Here is a 15,624-nt window from a genome sequence, read left to right as displayed (position 1 = left end):
CTGTTCGGTGCGCCTACAGTCCGGGCGCGAGGCCCAGGGTGGCCCCCGGCGCCGCTTGCAGAACCGGGGCGAGCAGGCCGGCCTCGGGCAGTTTCGGGGCCGGGAGGCCGAGCCGGTCCGGGCGCGGCGCGGTCAGCGGGCCGTCCAGCGAGGCACCGGGCGTCCGGGCGCGCAGGCCGGAGGAGGTGGGTGCGCCGACGGCGAGGTGGTCGAAGGTGTCGCCGAGCACGCGCGGCACCGGCGTACGCAGATCCGCTGAGGGCAGGTCGCTGGTGACAGGCAGTTGGGGGAGGGCCCGGTCCGGCAGCAGCCGGCCCTCGACGTACCGCGGCCCGTCGGGGCTGCCCGGCTTGAGCAGTGGCACGGTGCCGCTGACGCTGGGCAGCTCCATGTCCAGGGCGTGCTCCGCACCCTCCAGGGGCACGGCGACCGGAATCCCGTCGGCCGCGACGGCGGGCGTCGCGACGGCGGCCGCCACACAGGTGACGACGGCGGCAAAAGTACCTCGCGTGGTCGACTTCATCTCAGGTACGGGCCTTTCGGAATTCGGAATGGTGCGTCCGGAACGGGTAACGACCCGGCGTACAGGATCAGGTCATAATTCCTCCGGTCGGCGCAATCTTCAGTTCGTCCAGAAATCCCACCACCGCGGCAACGCGAGCATTCCGATGTCCCCGCCAAGTGCGGGACCGGCCATACGGCCATACGGTCAGCCGCGCGGGCTGCGTGCCGGGACGAGGGCGTGCGCCGCGTTCTTCAGGGTCTCCTCGTCACCGGCGAAGGCCGCCAGGGCCGCCGGCTCGACGGGCTTGCCCGGTTCGGCCTCGGGCCAGGGGCGGGTGGTGAACAGGAGGTAGGCGTAGCCGCGTTCGCCGACGGCCGCGAGCCACTCCGGCGGCACCGGGCACCGGGCTTTGAGCTCGGTCATGCTGACGACGGCCTGACCTGCCTCGACGAGGAGGCTGACCGGGAAGCTCGGCTGCCGGGTGGCGTCGACGACCGTGTCGCCGAGGGGCAGTCCGTTGGCGCTCAGCAACTGCTCCACGGCGACCGCGGAGCCCTCGGGTCCGCCCTGGCCGTCGCCGAGGGAGTAGGCCAGGAGATAGGGCATGTCACCGTCGGGGTGTGCACCGCTCCATGCCATGACGACGAGCGTGCCGAGGTTCGCGGCGGAGGAAGGGCACGTTCCGCTTGAGGGTGAGGTTGAAATCGAGGTTGAGGTCATCGCGGAACCGTAGTGGCGTGTCGGAATGCCGCCGCTTCTGTTCTCACTCGCTCGGGGGACTTCCGTGGAGCTCTCCACACGAACGAGGGACGGGGGTCGAACAGACACGAAGGGCCGGTCCGCGCAGTGCGCGACCGGCCCCGCGTCGTCCTCTCGGCGGCTGCCGACTGCCGACGTCACTTCTGGAGGGGGAGTCCGCCCAGGAGGCCCGTGGGCCCGCTCGCCGAGTTCAGGGTCTCCGTCGCGGCCGTGACGGTGCTGAGCGCGGAGTCCTCGTTCTCCGTGTCGAGCGCCCTCGACTGCGACTGCAGGGGCATGACGTCCACCGGCTCGGTGGTGAGCTGGGTGACGGCCGATTCCAGGCCGCCGTTGAGGCTGGAGGGGGGCATGACGTCGGTGGCAAAGGCGGGCGCGGCGACACCAGCGACGACCATGGACCCGGCAACGACAGCGGCGGCCTTCAGGGACTTCATCGTGTTCCTTTCTTCGGTGACTCACGTCACCGGAGGGAATTCTCGGTGTTCGGTTTCCTGCCCAACGACCTCCGGTCGGGAGGGAAACCCCGTACGCCGTAAATTCCTGGAACCCACCCGATTGAAGAGTGCGGCACACCACCGAACAAAGCCTCTTGGCCTCTTGGCCTCTTGGCCTCTCGTATGAGAAGCCCGTGGACGGCCGTCGGGCCGGCCCGGGTGACGGGCCGGCCCGACGGCCGGGACGGCGGTTGCTTCGCCTCAGCCGCCGTCCCCGTACCTGGGGCGGCGGTCGGACGCCGGCTCAGGAGGGCAGCAGGCCGCTCGCCGACGACTGGGCCGCGTCCGTGGGCTGCTTGGACAGACCCTCCAGGTTCGCTGCGGGCAGGCCGCCGCCCACCGAGATCGCGGCGACGACGTTGACGAGGCCCGACACGACCGTCGTCGAGGCCGCTTTCACGGCGGTGGCGTCGCCACCGGTGGCCGCCTTGACCAGGGAATCGACCGAGTTCTGCAGGGCCTTGAGCGCGTCGGCCCTGACGTCGGGCGCGGCCACCCGCCCGTCGGTCTGCGGCACCGCGGAGGTGTCGGGCAGCGCCGGCAGGACCGCCGGCGGATCGACCGGCGTGTTCGGAGTGTTGGGCGTGTTCGGTGTGTTGGGCGTGTCGGGCTGGTTGGGCTGGTTGGGCGTGTCGGGCTGGTTGGGCGCCTTCGGCTCGGTCGGCGTCGTCGACGGCGGGGTCTGCGGACTGGCCGGGGCCGCCGCGGTGGCCGCGGCGACGGCCTCCTTCACCGCGTCGGCGAGCTTGGTGGCGTCGGCGGCGGGGAGCTGCCCGTTGTCGGCCTTGAGCACGTCTTCGAGCAGGTCGGTGACCGGCTTCACTACGTCGGCGATGTCCCCGAGGCCCTTGGTCTGCGCCAGCAGCGCTTCCGCGTCGGGCACCGGCGCCTGAGCCGTCGTGGCACGAGTGGCGTGCGCCGAGTCGTGGTCGGCGGCCACGGCGACCGGCCCGGCCATCCCCAGCAGAAACGTGGCGCAGAGCGCGGAGGTCGCGATACGCCGTACGGGCAGAGCATGCATGGAAGGTCCTTTCGCGGTGTGTCGGAACTTGCTCTCACCGTGAAAGCGGTGACCGCCGCGTGCAACCGATCGACCGCGCACCGTAGTGGCCCGCGCTCGCCGCCATGACCGTTGTCGAGCCGTTGTCCCTGGTGAGGCGCCGTGCGCGGGCCCGCGAGGGGCTCTTGCCACCCCTCCCTCCATTCGGGGCAAACGCCATTCGGGGCAAACGCGGATCGGCCGCCCTCCCGGACGGGGAGGGCGGCCGATCAAGGGCTGAGCCGCTGCGTCAGTCGTTCTCGCACTCGTTGCCGAACGCCGGGTTCAGCAGCGCGATGATGTCGATGGTGTTGCCGCACAGGTTGACCGGCACGTGGACGGGGACCTGCACCACGTTGCCCGACAGGACGCCGGGGGAATGGGCGGCGGCGCCCTGCGCGCCACTGTCGGCAGAGGCGATGCCGGCGGTGCCCGCCATGGCGGCGGCGGCAACGGAGGTAAGGACCAGGCCCTTCGCGATACGCGACATGGAGAGGTGCTCCTTGGAATTGAAACAACAGCCGTGCGGGGTGCCCGGCTCTGGAATCAACGCGCGGCGCAGGCGCGGGTTGTGCCTCCAAAAGAGTGACGCTTCGAGGCATTACCAGATGTGCACCGGACTTGTCCCGGGGCATGCACACGATTCCGACACACTTGACGGGTTTCACCGATAAATACGGATAGCGGCTACAGTTGCGTTTCTCCTCGGATCGCTTGAAACAGACGGGGAGTCATGACGGCAATCACATGATGTCCACAACTCGTCCACCCGTATGGGTCAGTACCTCTCCCATCGAAATTCCCCCGAAAGGGCAACGCCGGTCATGCGCAATTCCCTGGGTCTTCTGCCGCGCCGCGGAATGGTGGGTGCCTTTTCCCTCGCCTCGCTCCGGGCGCCGGGCGGACCGGCATCGGCTCTCCCTGCCCCCGCCACCGCCCCGCCACCCACGCGGACCTGACAGTCGCCAACGAGGTTCCGCCTCCTGGCCGCTCTCCCCTGGCCGCTCTCCCCTGGCTGTTCTGCTTCGACTGTCCGAGTTCCACCGCGCTCGCTGCGAGCGCCACCCGTGAGCGAGGAAAGCGCGCATGCGACTGTCACCGACCGGCCCTCGGCCACGAGTCCTGCACGTCTCCCAGCCCGTCGACGGCGGGGTGGCCCGCGTGGTCACCGACCTGGTGCGGGCTCAGCTGGCCGCCGGCGCGGAAGTCACCGTCGCCTGTCCTGCGACCGGCGGCCTCGCGGCGGCGGCCGAGGCCCTGGGCTCCGCCGTACGGCACTGGCCCGCGACCCGCTCCCCGGGTCCGTGGCTCGCCCAGGAGGTACGGAGTCTGCGTGCGGTCGTACGGGAGGTGCGCCCCGACGTGGTGCACGCGCACAGCGCCAAGGCCGGACTGGCGGCACGGCTGGCCGTGCGCGGGCGGGTGCCGACCGTGTTCCAGCCGCACGCCTGGTCGTTCCGGGCGGTCGGCGGAGCCACCGGGCTGCTCGCGCTCAACTGGGAGAGATTCGGCGTGCGTTGGGCGTCCCGGGTCGTGTGTGTCAGCGAGGCCGAGCGGCGGACCGGGCAGCGGTCGGGGATCAGGGGGCGCTGGAGCGTCATCCCCAACGGCATCGACCTGGAGGGATTCCACCCGGCGCCGGTGGACACCGTACGGGCCGGGATCGCACTGCTCGAAGGGGTCGATCCGGCGGCGCCGCTCGCGGTCTGCGTCGGGCGGCTGTGCCGGCAGAAGGGACAGGACGTCCTCCTGGAGGCGTGGCGTGAGGTGACCCGGCGCGTGCCCGACGCGCGCCTCGTACTGGTCGGCGACGGGCCGGACGCGCGGGCGCTGCGGGCCCGGGCGCCCGCGTCCGTGCTGTTCGCCGGGGCCGTCACCGACTCGGCGCCCTGGTACCAGGCCGCCGATCTGGTCGTCCTGCCGTCCCGTTGGGAGGGCATGGCGCTGGCGCCGCTGGAGGCCATGGCCTGCGGGCGGCCCGTCGTGATCACCGATGTGGACGGGGCGCGCGAAAGCCTGCCGCCGGGCCGGCGGCGCGCCCTGGTGCCGCCCGAGCGGCCGGACGCGCTGGCCGCGGCCGTCACCGAGCTTCTCCTCGACCCCCTGCTGCGCGAGTCGCTCGGTCATCAGGGACGCCGGTACGTAACGACCACGCACGACGTCCGGCGCACCGCCGCGGCCGTCGCCGACGTGTACCGCGATCTGATCGGCACCTGGCCGACCGGACGGAGCACGGTCGTGGACCACACCGAGTGCAGGGAGTCCATCCCCACGTGACCGCCGAAAGCACCGTTCCCTCGCCTGTGTCCCCCGTGTCCCCCGTCTCGGTCGTCCCGTCGCGCGAGGCAGGCCGGGGCTTCGGCCTCCCCAGCGGTCAACGGCCCTTCGTCCGGCGGGCCTCACGGCTGCCGCTGCCCGCCGTGGACATCGGCGCCGCGCTGACCGGCGGCTGCCTGGCACTGCCCTGGCCGCAGCCGCTTCCGCTCGTCCTGCTGGTGCTCGTGGTGCTGTGGCTCAACGCGCGCGCGTCGCTGTACCGCGCCGCGACCGTGCCCAGCGCCCTGGACGAACTGCCCGCCGTCTGCGGCCGGATCGCGGTGAGCTGGTGTGCGCTCGGGGCCCTGCTGGCGGCGTACTCCCCGGAGCACGCGCTGTCCGCCCACGCCCTGCTCCTCGGCTGCGCCGTGCAGTCGGTGGCGAGCTGCGCGGGCCGCGGTGTCGTGCACGGGCGCCGGCGCCGGGCGCTGCTGCGGCGCCCGCGCGCGGCCCTGGTGGTCGGCCGCGCCGTGGACGCGCAGCGGATGGCGGCCGCCTTTCTGCGGCATCCGGGGTGCGGGGTACGGCCGGTGGGCGTCGTCGCCGACGAGGCGGACGGCGGCGGTGAGGGACTGCCGGTGCTGACCACCGGCGAGGAGGTCCAGCGGGCGCTCATCCAGAACGGCGTACAGGACGTGCTCGCCGTGGGACCCGCCGCGCGAGCCGAACAGGGGCCGCTGCTCCGGGCGTTGGGTGAGGCGGGCTGCGCCGTGTGGGAGGTCGGGGCGCACGCGGACGGGTCGACGACCGAGCAGGCCGAGCGGTCCGAGTGGACCGGACGGACCGAGTGGACCGGACGGACCGAACGGACCGGACGGACCGGACGGACCGAGCGGCTCGCCGGATTCGCCTGCCGGCGGCTGTCGGCGGGGCGGCGGCGGTACGGGAGCACCGGGAAGCGGCTCCTCGACGTGCTGGTCTCCGGGACCCTGCTGCTGCTGGCCGGTCCGGTGCTGCTGGTGTGCGCGGTCGTGCTGCGGGCCGCCGACGGGCCCGGTGTGGTGTTCCGGCAGGAGCGCGTCGGCAAGGACGGGCGGCCGTTCACCCTGCTGAAGTTCCGTACGCACCGGCCCGTGGACGCACACGAGGCGGCGACCCGCTGGAGCGTGGCGAACGAACGGGAGATGCGCTGGTTCTGCCGCTTCCTGCGGCGGACCTCGCTGGACGAGCTGCTCCAGCTGTGGAACGTCCTGCGGGGCGACATGAGCCTGGTCGGACCACGTCCCGAACGGCCGTACTTCGTGGGCCGGTTCAGCCAGACGTACCCCGGCTACGCGGCCCGCCACCGGATGCGGACCGGCATCACCGGGCTGGCGCAGATCCACGGGCTGCGCGGCGACACGTCGATCGAGGACCGCTGCCGCTTCGACAACGCGTACATCGACGACTGGTCGCTCTGGCAGGACGTCTGCATCCTGGTGCGCACCGCGGCCGCGCTCGTGCGTCCGACGGGGAGCTGAGCCGGTGACGCTGGTCCTGCCCGCCCCGCCCCTCGTGGCCACCGTGACCGCGGCGCCCCGCCGCTTCCTTCCCGTGCTGCCCGTGATCGCCCTCGTCGCCACGCTCGCGCTCCCGGTCTCCGAGGGCGGGGGTGGCGGCGGCACCGTCGCCGACGCCGTGTCCGGTCTCGTCGTGGTGTGCTGCGCGCTGCGTCTCGTACGCGGCCGGCGGCGCCCCCTGTCCCGTACCGCCGCCGTCGTGCTCGGGCTGCCCGTCGTCGGGGTGGCGCTCGCGACGGCCGGCGCGGCCTCGGCCGGGGCGGGGGCCGCGGGGCTCGTGCGCTATCTGCAGATCTTCGTGCTGGTGCCGGCGGCGGTGATGCTCCTGGTCCGCGACCACCGTGACGCGCGGCTGATCGCCTGGTCCCTCGTCGGGCTCGCCCTGTGGCAGGGGGCGATCGGCGTCCACCAGTACGTGACCGGGACCGGGGCCTCGTACCGGGGTGAGGAGATCCGGGCCGTGGGCACGTTCGGGCCGACGGACATCATGGGAATGGCGGCCGTGGTCGCGTTCGGTCTGGTGTGCGCGCTCGGTCTCGCGCTCGGGTCCGGGCCCGCGCGGCTCCGTACCGCGGCGGCGGTGTGCGCGTTGGCGCTGCTGCTGCCGCTCGCGCTGTCGTTCAGCCGGGGGGCGTGGATCGCGACGGCCGTGACGTGCGGGGCGCAGCTCGTACTCGCCGGGCTGCGGCGGGCCGTGACGGTGTTCGCGGTGGTGGTGGCGGCCTCGGTGGTTCTGGTGGGCGGGCTCGGTGTGGGCACCGCGATGCTGCAGGAGCGGATCAGCAGCATCACGCAGGTCGCGGACGCGCCGGACCAGTCGGTGACCGACCGGTACACGATGTGGACGGCGGCCGTCGACATGTGGCGCGACCAGCCGCTGACCGGCGTGGGGCTCAAGGGCTTCCCCGACCACCGCGACGGGCACGCCTCGCTCGCGCTGTCCTCGGGCAGTGACACGGACGGGGCGGGCGCCGGTTTCCACCGTCAGCCGCTCCTCTCGCCGCACAACATGTACCTGCTGGTGCTCAGCGAACAGGGGCTGCTCGGGCTGCTCGCGCTGGCCGGAAGCTGGCTCGCGCTGCTGGCGTGCGGACTGCGGCGGCTCTTGCGCGCACGCCGTTCCCCGGGCGGCCAGGACCGCGCACTCGACCGCGGGCTCGACCACGGGCTCGACTGCGCACTCGTCGCGTGCGGGCTGCTGGTCTGGCAGCTGGTCGACTTCGTGTACGCCGACATCGGCGGCCCCTCGACCGTGCTGACCGCGCTGGTCCTCGGCCTCGCAGCCTGGTGGGCACTGGCCGCCGAGGGGGCCAAGGGGACCGAGGGGGCCGGGGAACGATGACGGTGACGCCTTCCCGGGCGGAGGGTGAGGGAACGACGGCTCGTACGGGCAAGGGTCACGGCGAGGCCGAGATCGAGGCCGCGATCGAGGTTGAGGCTGAGGCTGAGGCTGAGGCTGAGGTCCAACTGCCCGGCGCCCGCGCCGCGTCGGCCGAGGGCACACCCATCGGGGTCGCCCCGCCCACCCGTGGGTTCCTCGCCAGGGCCACGCTCGTCACCGCTGTCCTGTCCATCGCGGGCGCGCTGCTCGGACTGGGCCGGGACCAGGCGCTCGCGCATCTCTTCGGGGCCGGGACCGAGACGGACGCCTTCCTCGTCGCGTGGACCGTGCCGGAGGTCGCGGCGACGCTGCTCATCGAGGACGGGATGGCGTTCGTGCTGGTCCCGGCGTTCAGCCTGGCCGTGGCCCGGCGGGCGCGCGGAGCCGGCGGGACGGGCGGGACCCGCCGGTCCGGCGGGACCGGCGGTGACCCCGTCCGCGCGCTCGTCGCCGCGACGCTGCCGCGCCTCTCCCTGGTCCTGATGGCGGTGTCCGCGCTGCTGATGGCCGGGGCGCCGTACCTGGTCGCGGGGCTGGCACCGGGGCTGCCCGACCCCGGGCTCGCCGTGGACTGCACACGGCTGACGGCGACCTGTGTCCTGAGCTTCGGGCTCGCCGGGTACTGCAGCGCGGCCCTGCGCGCGCACCGCCGCTTCCTGGCGCCCGCCGCCATCTACGTCGCCTACAACACCGGCGTCATCACGGCGATGTTCGTCCTCGGCGGCCGCTGGGGCGTGCGGTCGGCGGCCGTCGGTGTCGCGCTGGGCGGCTGCCTGATGGTGGCGGCGCAGATCCCCGCCCTGGCCCGGCAGCTCCTCGGCGGTCGCCGCCCGGCCACGACCACGGAGGTCACCCCTGCACAACCCGAGGAAGCACCCGGCACACAGGGCCCGGCGGTGAAGCAGTCCGTCAAACAGACCGTCAAACAGTCCGTGAAGCAGTCCGTGACCCACTCGGTGGATCTCGCCCTCATCACCCCGGTCCTGCTCTTCGCCCTGTGCCGTCAGTCCCAGGTCCTCATCGAGCGCTACCTCGCCTCGAACCTCCCCTCCGGAGCCATCTCGCACCTGAACTACGCGCAGAAGGTGGCCCAGATCCCGATGACCCTCTCGCTGATGCTGTGCACCGTCACCTTCCCGGTGCTGGCGCAGGCGCTTGCCGAGGGCGACACCGAGCGGGCCCGCAACCGTGTCGAGCGCGACGTCGCGGTGGCCTCGTGCATGGTGCTGCTGGGTGCCGCGGCGGTCTTCGCGTGCGCACCTCAGATCATCCAACTCCTGTTCCAGCGGGGCGCGTTCACCGACCAGGACACGGCGGCCACGGCGACCGTCATGCGGGTCTACTCGGTCGGGCTGCTCGGCCACACGCTGGTGGGCGCGCTCGTGCGGACGTACTTCTCGGCCGGCCGCCCCACCTGGTACCCGCTGGCCGCGATGACCGCCGGCATCGTCGCCACCTCGTGGATCGGCGCCGGAACCGTCGGCACCTGGGGCGTGCGCGGGATCGCCGCCGCCAACGCGATCGGCATCACCGTCACGGCGGCGCTGCTGCTGTCCGGCATGGACGAGAGGCGCAGCGTGCCGATCCGTACCCGCCGGGTCGTCCACGAACTCAGCAGGCCGCTGCGTGCGGCCGTGTGCGCGGCCGTGACAGGAGCCCTGTGCGCGAGCCGCTTCGACTCGCCCGAACTCGCCCTGCTCGCCGGCGGCGTGACCGTCACCGTCATCTACGTCCTGCTGCTCCGGCTGCTCGGCGTCAGGTTCGGCGGCGCACCCGCCACCACCCGTACCACCCTCCCCATCGCCTTCCGTACCGCCCTCCGTTCCGTCACCCGAAGGCTGCCGCATGACCGTTCCCGCTGACACGACCGCTACCACCGACACTGTCACTCGTACCGGCAAGCACCCGGTCGCTCCCCTGTGGGTGGCGATGTACCACTCGGTGGGCGACTGCTCGGACGACCCGTACCGCATCACGGTCTCCCCCGACCGCCTCGACCGGCAGCTGAGCTGGCTGCACCGCCGGGGCCTGCGCGGGGTGAGCATGGCCGACCTGCTCGCGGCCCGAGCCCGGGGCGAGGGGCGGGGCCTGGTGGGCCTCACCTTCGACGACGGTTACGCCGACTTCGCCGACAACGCCCTTCCGGTGCTGCGGCGCTGGGGCTTCGGCGCCACCGTGTTCGTCCTGCCGGGCAGGCTGGGCGGTACGAACGAGTGGGACCCGCTCGGCCCCCGCAAACCGCTCCTCACCGCTGACGGCATCCGTCGGCTCGCGGACACGGAGGGTCTGGAGATCGCCTCGCACGGCCTCACCCACGTCGACCTCACCCGGGCCGACGACGCGCTGCTGGGCGCCGAGGTCGGCGGCAGCCGGGTCCTGCTCTCCGAGCTGACGGGCCGGGAGGTCCTGGGTCTGTGCTACCCGTACGGCACCGTCGACCAACGGGTCGCCGACATCGTACGGGCCGCCGGTTACGGGTACGCGTGCGCGATCGACCCCGGCCCGCTCACCGGTACCTTCGCCCTCCCCCGGGTCCATATCGGGGAGAACGACACCTCCTGGCGGCTGCTGCTGAAGTACCGCCTCAACCGGCTGCGCAGGCGCCCAGCCCCCCTGGCCGACCCGGCGGAGGAGGCCCGGTGAAGGCCCTGCACGTCATCACCGGGCTCGGGGTCGGCGGGGCCGAGCAGCAACTGCGCCTGCTGGTGCGGAACCTGCCGGTCGACTGCGACGTGGTGACCCTCACCAACCCGGGCCCGGTCGCCGAGGGCCTCACCGCGGACGGCGTGCGCGTCACCCACCTCGGCATGCGCGGCAACCGCGACCCGGTGGCGCTCCCCCGCCTGGTCCGCCTGATCCGCGGCGGCCGTTACGACCTCGTCCACACCCACCTCTACCGGGCCTGCGTGTACGGCAGGGTCGCCGCGCGGCTGGCCGGGGTGCGGGCCGTCGTGGCCACCGAACACTCGCTCGGCGACTCGCAGGTGGAGGGCCGCCGGCTGACTCCGGGCGTCCGGGCGCTCTATCTGGCCAGCGAGCGACTCGGCCGCGCGACGGTCGCCGTCTCGCCCACGGTCGCCGAACGGCTGCGCCGCTGGGGCGTGCCCGGACCCCGTATCGAGGTCGTGCCGAACGGCATCGACGTGGCCCGTTTCCGCTTCGACCCGGCCCGCCGCGAGCGCACCCGGCGGCGGCTGGGGCTGCCGCAGGACGCGTACGTCGTCGGGGCGGTCGGGCGGCTGACGGCCGGCAAGCGGTTCGAGGTACTCGTCCGGGCCCTGGCCGAACTCCCGGACACCGTGTGGATGTTGCTGGTCGGCGGCGGCCCGGAGGAGAACGTGCTGCGGCGCGTGGCGCAGCGCGTGGGGGTCGCCGACCGGGTGCTGTTCACAGGCGAACGCCCCAACGAGCCCAACAGGCCGAACGCGCCCACCCAACCCGCCACATCCTCCGGATCCACCGGATCCACCACCGGATCCACCACCGGGCCGACCTCCACCGATCTCGATCTGCCGGCCCTGACAAGCGCCATGGACATCCTCGCCTCGCCCTCCGCGGAAGAGGCCTTCGGGCTCGCCGTCGTGGAGGCCCTGGCGGCGGGTCTGCCCGTGCTCTACGTGTCCTGCCCGGCCGTCGACGACCTGCCGCAGGCCGCGGCGCCGGCCGCCCGGCGGGTGCAGGGCGGCGTGGACTCGTTCGTACGGGCCCTGCGGCAGGCCCACGCGCAGGGCCCCGGGCCGCGGTCGGCGCCGGACGCCGCCCATCACTACAGCATCGCCCGCAGTGCCGACCGGCTCATGGACATCTACACGGCCGCAACTCTGGGAGTGAGTTCCGCATGACCGACAACCCCAACCGTTCGACCGGGTGGCCGGGAACGGCAACGGCACTCGCCCGCGTCAAGGCGCTGCCGCCGTGGTCCCTGCTCGCCGCGGGCGCCCTCCTCGGCGGCGTGCTCGGCGGCGCGTACGGCGGCCTGAAGACACCGCAGTACACCGCCACGAGTTACGTCATCGCCGTCCCCACGAAGAAGTCGGACCCGGCCGCCGCGCTCGGCTTCGCGCAGGCCTACGGGCGTGTCGCCACCCAGCTCGCGGTGCTCGGGGACGCCCAGGTGTGGGCGGGCGTGCCGGTGTCGACCCTGCGCGAGAGCGTGCGGACCGCGACCTCGCCGGACGCGCCGATGGTCTCCGTGACCGCCACCTCCGCACGCCCCGACCTCGCCGCGGACATCGCCAACGCCGTGTCGCGCTCGCTGACCCGGCACGCGAACGCCACCAAGGGCAGCACGCATGTGAAACTGCTGCGGTTCTCCCGGGCGGTCGAGCCCACCGAGGCCTCGTCGGCGTCGGCGGCGGTGACCGGGCTCGTCGGCACGAGCGCGGGCGGCCTGCTCGGCGGGCTCGCGCTGCTGATCCGGCCGCGCCGTACCCCGGAGCCCGCGCCCACGGCCTCGGTACCGGGCCCCGCCACCGCCGCCGTCTTCCGCGGGCAACTGTGACAGCCGCCGCCCCGCGCACGGACCTGCGCACGGACCTGCGTACCGACATGCGTACCGAACTCTGCACGGGCGAGCGGGAGTTCGGCCGGCTGGCCGAGGAGTGGGGGCGGCTGTACCGGCGGTGCGGCACGGCGACCCCGTTCCAGAGCCACGCCTGGCTGCACTCGTGGTGGCTCTCGTACGGCACCCGCGGCAGGCTCCGCCTGGTGCTCGTCCGCGACGGCGGTGACCTGGTGGCCGCCGCCCCGCTGATGCTCGTACGGCAGCCGTGGCCGGCCCTCGTACCGCTGGGCGGGTCCATCTCCGACTTCGGGGACGTGCTGATCGAGGACGGCGAGCGCGCCGACCGCGCGGCTGCCGCCCTGGCCGACGGGCTGGCCGTGGCAGCGCGCACTGCGCTGATCGACTTCCGTGAGGTGCGGCCCGGCGGCGCGGTGGAGCGGGTGTACGCGAGCTGGCGCGGGCCCCGGCGGCGCGTGCCGGACTCGTTGTGTCTGGAACTGCCCGCCGTGCCGATGGACGACCTGATCGGGCGGCTCGCGACGGCCAAGGCCCAGCAGCGGGTCCGCGCCAAGCTCCGCAAACTGACCACACTGGGCGTCGAACGGCGTGCCGTACGCCCGGACGAGGTGGACGCGGCACTGCGCCGGCTCCTGGAGCTGCACCGGCTCCAGTGGCAGGGCCGCAAGGTGACCACCGAGCACCTTCAGGAGCGGTTCGCCGAACATCTGGTCCGCTCGGTGGGGCCGATGGTCCGCGCCGGGGACGCGGTGGTGACCGAGTTCCGGGTGGCGGACACCGTACTGGCGGTCGATCTGACGCTCCTGTCACGGCAGTTGGCGGGCGGCTATCTGTACGGCGCGCATCCGCAGCTGCGGGAGCGCAAGGCGGACGTGGCGACGATGCTGCTGCACGCCTGCGCCCAGCACACCGGCACAGGCGAGCACACCGGCACGGGTGGACACACCGGCACGGCGGGCGAGCGCCGGGTGCTGAGCCTGCTGCGCGGCAACGAGCCCTACAAGCACCACTGGCGCCCCCAGCCCGTCGTCAACCAGCGTTTCCTGCTGGCCCGGCGGCGGACGGCCCCGCTGCTGTCCGCCGCCGTCTGTGACGTGGCCGCGCGCAACCGGGGCAAGCAGCTGCTGGACCGTTTCCTCAGCCGGCGGGAACGCGGTGGCGGCAGGCCGTGACCGACCCGCCGCCGCGCCCCTCGGCTCAGCGGTCGCGCGACCGCCGGTCGAAGGGCAGGCACAGCTTCTCGCCGAGCCAGTGCTCCACCCAGTCACCCAGCGCCACCGGCGAACAGCTCGGCGGCTGCACAGGTGCCGGAACCGTCGGATCGGGCGCCGGACCGGTCGGGGCGGGCGGGGTTGGGGTCGGAGTCAGGTCCGTCGAGGTCGGTGTCGGGGCCGGATCGGTGCGGCCGTAGAGCGCGGAACGGTAGATCTCGGAGGCCTCGGGGTTGTCGTCGCACTGCCACACCCCGTGCGGGCAGTAGTCGGTGAGCGTGTTGTAGAGCGGCTTGTGCTCGTCCAGCCAGGCGAGCATGCGTTTCATGTACGTCGCGTTGTCCCCGTTGCGGAAGAGCCCCCATTCCGGGTACGAGATCGGCTTTCCGTGCGTCTTCGCGAAGTCGACGTGCGCCTGAAGCCCGTACGGCTCCGAAACCGCTTCGTCGAACGACTGGCCACGCGGCTGGTCGTAGGAGTCCATGCCGATGATGTCGACCGTGTCGTCGCCCGGATAGCACTCGGTCCAGGCAATGGCGTCCTGGCCGCGGTTCGCCGTGAAGTCGAACCGGAATTTCTGCCCCGGTACCGACCTCATGGCGGTGACGATCCTTTCCCAGTACTTCTTCCAGGCGTCCGGGTCCGGCCCGCAGCGATGGGTGTACGTGACGCCGTTCATCTCCCAGCCGAGCACGATGACGGTGTCGGGCACCCGCAGCTCGACGAGCCGCTCGGCGAGCGTGCGGAAGTGCTGGTCGAACTCTCCTTCGGCGCCGCGCCGCAGCAGCCGCCCGACCTCCCGGTCGGACACGTTCTCTTCGTTGCGCTCCAGCATGGGGACGTTGAGGACGAAGAGCCGGTCGGCCTCCTCCCGCCGCCAGTCGGCCCAGGCATCGAGGAATCCGGGCAGGCCCTCGATGTTGCTCCAGCGGTCGCCCGGCAGATACGTGTGCGCCACGCGCAGCTCGGTCCCGCCCAGCCAGCGGCTGAGCTCCCCGATCCGGGCCACACCGCGGGGCCCGTAGTCCAGGTAGGCACCGAAGGCCGGATGCCGAGCCGAACTCGGCGCCGGGCTCGGGGCTGCGCTCATGGCGGCGCTCATGGCTGGACTCGGGGCCGCGCTCGGCGGCGGGGTCGGCGGCTCCCCCGCCCTCTCCCCCGCCCCCGCGTTCACGGCGTATCCGGTCCCGGACACGAGGGCCGCCGAGACGACGAGTCCGGCGGCGAGCGAGGCGGCGAGGCATACCGGCCGACTGGTTCGGATCCGTTGCAGTGGGGCCATGTCCGCTCCTCGCGCTTCATTTCCTCCGTCCACCGACACCCAGTCACATGAACGCGGAGTACGCCAACCGAGGCCGAACACCGGGGAAATACCCGGTCATCCGCACGGGTGAGAAACAGACGAGAAAACAAACGAGAGAACAGACGGGAAGACAGGCGGGAAAACAAGCGGGGAAACAAGCGGGAAAGGAAACGAGGAGGCGCTGCCGTTGCGCCGAGTGGCGGCCCGGGTCGCACGGCCCGCCGTACTGGTCCCAACGGATGACGGCGGCGACGCGGAGTCGGTGGGACCGCGGGGCGCCTACCGCGCGGGTGCCGGGCGCGTGGCGTCCGGCACCCGACGTGTCACCACCGCCGGGACGCGGCTCGGTTTCGTCGGTACAGGACCGCTCCACCGAGCAGCAGCCCCACGCCGGCGGCCGAGGCTGCGAGCATTCCGTCGCTGCCGGTGTGCGCCAGCTGCGGCCTGGAGCCCTCGGCCGCATGAGCCGTGGCCGGAAGCGTCGTGGCCGGAAGCGTCGTGACCGGCGGACGCGTGGTGGGCGGACGCGTGGTGGGCGGCACCGTCGTCGACGGCCCCGTGGTGGGGGGATCCGACGGCGGTGCCGCCCACCACG

General features: G+C 73.1%; 15 protein-coding genes. 8 read left to right on the top strand and 7 right to left on the bottom strand.

The features are described from left to right. Positions 1-13: 13 nt before the first annotated feature. The 5 genes from AOK01_RS19350 to chpG form a co-directional block, all read right to left on the bottom strand. On the bottom strand, positions 14-523 hold the full coding sequence (locus AOK01_RS19350; protein ID WP_055513348.1) for a hypothetical protein: 510 nt from the start codon (positions 521-523) through the stop codon (positions 14-16). A 186-nt stretch (positions 524-709) separates the two neighbouring features. Beyond that, positions 710-1,225 carry a DUF5949 family protein gene (locus AOK01_RS19345; RefSeq protein WP_055513346.1) on the bottom strand — a complete coding sequence of 172 codons (516 nt, stop codon included), beginning with the start codon at positions 1,223-1,225 and terminating at the stop codon, positions 710-712. Between the two features lie 176 nt (positions 1,226-1,401). After that, positions 1,402-1,698 carry a hypothetical protein gene (locus AOK01_RS19340; protein ID WP_055513344.1) on the bottom strand — a complete coding sequence of 99 codons (297 nt, stop codon included), beginning with the start codon at positions 1,696-1,698 and terminating at the stop codon, positions 1,402-1,404. A gap of 304 nt (positions 1,699-2,002) precedes the next feature. Further along, positions 2,003-2,779: a hypothetical protein gene (locus AOK01_RS19335; RefSeq protein WP_055513342.1), complete on the bottom strand. Its 777-nt coding sequence runs from the start codon at positions 2,777-2,779 to the stop codon at positions 2,003-2,005. Positions 2,780-3,047: 268 nt separating this feature from the next. Continuing rightward, entirely contained in the window at positions 3,048-3,287 is a 240-nt protein-coding gene (gene chpG / locus AOK01_RS19330) for a chaplin ChpG (protein WP_055513340.1), read from the bottom strand. Between the two features lie 596 nt (positions 3,288-3,883). Between chpG and AOK01_RS19325 the strand changes: the two genes are divergently transcribed. Genes AOK01_RS19325 through AOK01_RS19290 form a run of 8 tightly spaced genes read left to right on the top strand, consistent with a single transcriptional unit; the run spans position 3,884 to position 13,687 of the window. Continuing rightward, positions 3,884-5,074, top strand: coding sequence for a glycosyltransferase (locus AOK01_RS19325; RefSeq protein ID WP_055513338.1), 1,191 nt, complete (start codon positions 3,884-3,886; stop codon positions 5,072-5,074). Continuing rightward, positions 5,071-6,573, top strand: a complete 1,503-nt coding sequence (locus AOK01_RS19320; protein ID WP_055513336.1) for a sugar transferase — start codon at positions 5,071-5,073, stop codon at positions 6,571-6,573. The genes AOK01_RS19325 and AOK01_RS19320 overlap by 4 nt, the downstream gene beginning before the upstream one ends. A 4-nt stretch (positions 6,574-6,577) precedes the next feature. After that, entirely contained in the window at positions 6,578-7,954 is a 1,377-nt protein-coding gene (locus AOK01_RS19315; protein WP_079103559.1) for an O-antigen ligase family protein, read from the top strand. Continuing rightward, positions 7,951-9,855 (top strand): murein biosynthesis integral membrane protein MurJ, encoded by a 1,905-nt coding sequence (murJ, locus tag AOK01_RS19310; RefSeq protein WP_079103558.1) that lies wholly within the window; start codon positions 7,951-7,953, stop codon positions 9,853-9,855. Before AOK01_RS19315 ends, murJ begins: the two co-directional genes overlap by 4 nt. Next, the gene (locus tag AOK01_RS19305; RefSeq protein ID WP_245702311.1) at positions 9,839-10,636 is read left to right on the top strand and encodes a polysaccharide deacetylase family protein; all 798 of its coding nucleotides are present in this window, start codon (positions 9,839-9,841) and stop codon (positions 10,634-10,636) included. Before murJ ends, AOK01_RS19305 begins: the two co-directional genes overlap by 17 nt. Beyond that, the gene (locus AOK01_RS19300) at positions 10,633-11,835 is read left to right on the top strand and encodes a glycosyltransferase (RefSeq protein WP_055513334.1); all 1,203 of its coding nucleotides are present in this window, start codon (positions 10,633-10,635) and stop codon (positions 11,833-11,835) included. The genes AOK01_RS19305 and AOK01_RS19300 overlap by 4 nt, the downstream gene beginning before the upstream one ends. Further along, positions 11,832-12,494, top strand: a complete 663-nt coding sequence (locus AOK01_RS19295) for a YveK family protein (protein WP_055513332.1) — start codon at positions 11,832-11,834, stop codon at positions 12,492-12,494. The genes AOK01_RS19300 and AOK01_RS19295 overlap by 4 nt, the downstream gene beginning before the upstream one ends. 47 nt (positions 12,495-12,541) lie before the next feature. Further along, a complete protein-coding gene (locus AOK01_RS19290) occupies positions 12,542-13,687 on the top strand; it encodes a GNAT family N-acetyltransferase (protein ID WP_055513405.1) in 1,146 nt (381 codons plus the stop codon). Between the two features lie 25 nt (positions 13,688-13,712). Here the strand turns inward: AOK01_RS19290 and AOK01_RS19285 are convergent, their stop codons facing one another. Both AOK01_RS19285 and AOK01_RS46160 read right to left on the bottom strand, forming a co-directional pair. Beyond that, positions 13,713-15,008, bottom strand: a complete 1,296-nt coding sequence (locus AOK01_RS19285) for a glycoside hydrolase family 26 protein (protein ID WP_055513330.1) — start codon at positions 15,006-15,008, stop codon at positions 13,713-13,715. Between the two features lie 344 nt (positions 15,009-15,352). Next, positions 15,353-15,571, bottom strand: coding sequence for an LPXTG cell wall anchor domain-containing protein (locus AOK01_RS46160; protein WP_079103566.1), 219 nt, complete (start codon positions 15,569-15,571; stop codon positions 15,353-15,355). Between the last annotated feature and the right edge of the window lie 53 nt (positions 15,572-15,624).

The organism is Streptomyces aurantiacus, from assembly GCF_001418335.1.
Classification (GTDB): domain Bacteria; phylum Actinomycetota; class Actinomycetes; order Streptomycetales; family Streptomycetaceae; genus Streptomyces; species Streptomyces aurantiacus.
This window is presented reverse-complemented; position numbering and strand designations above follow the sequence as displayed.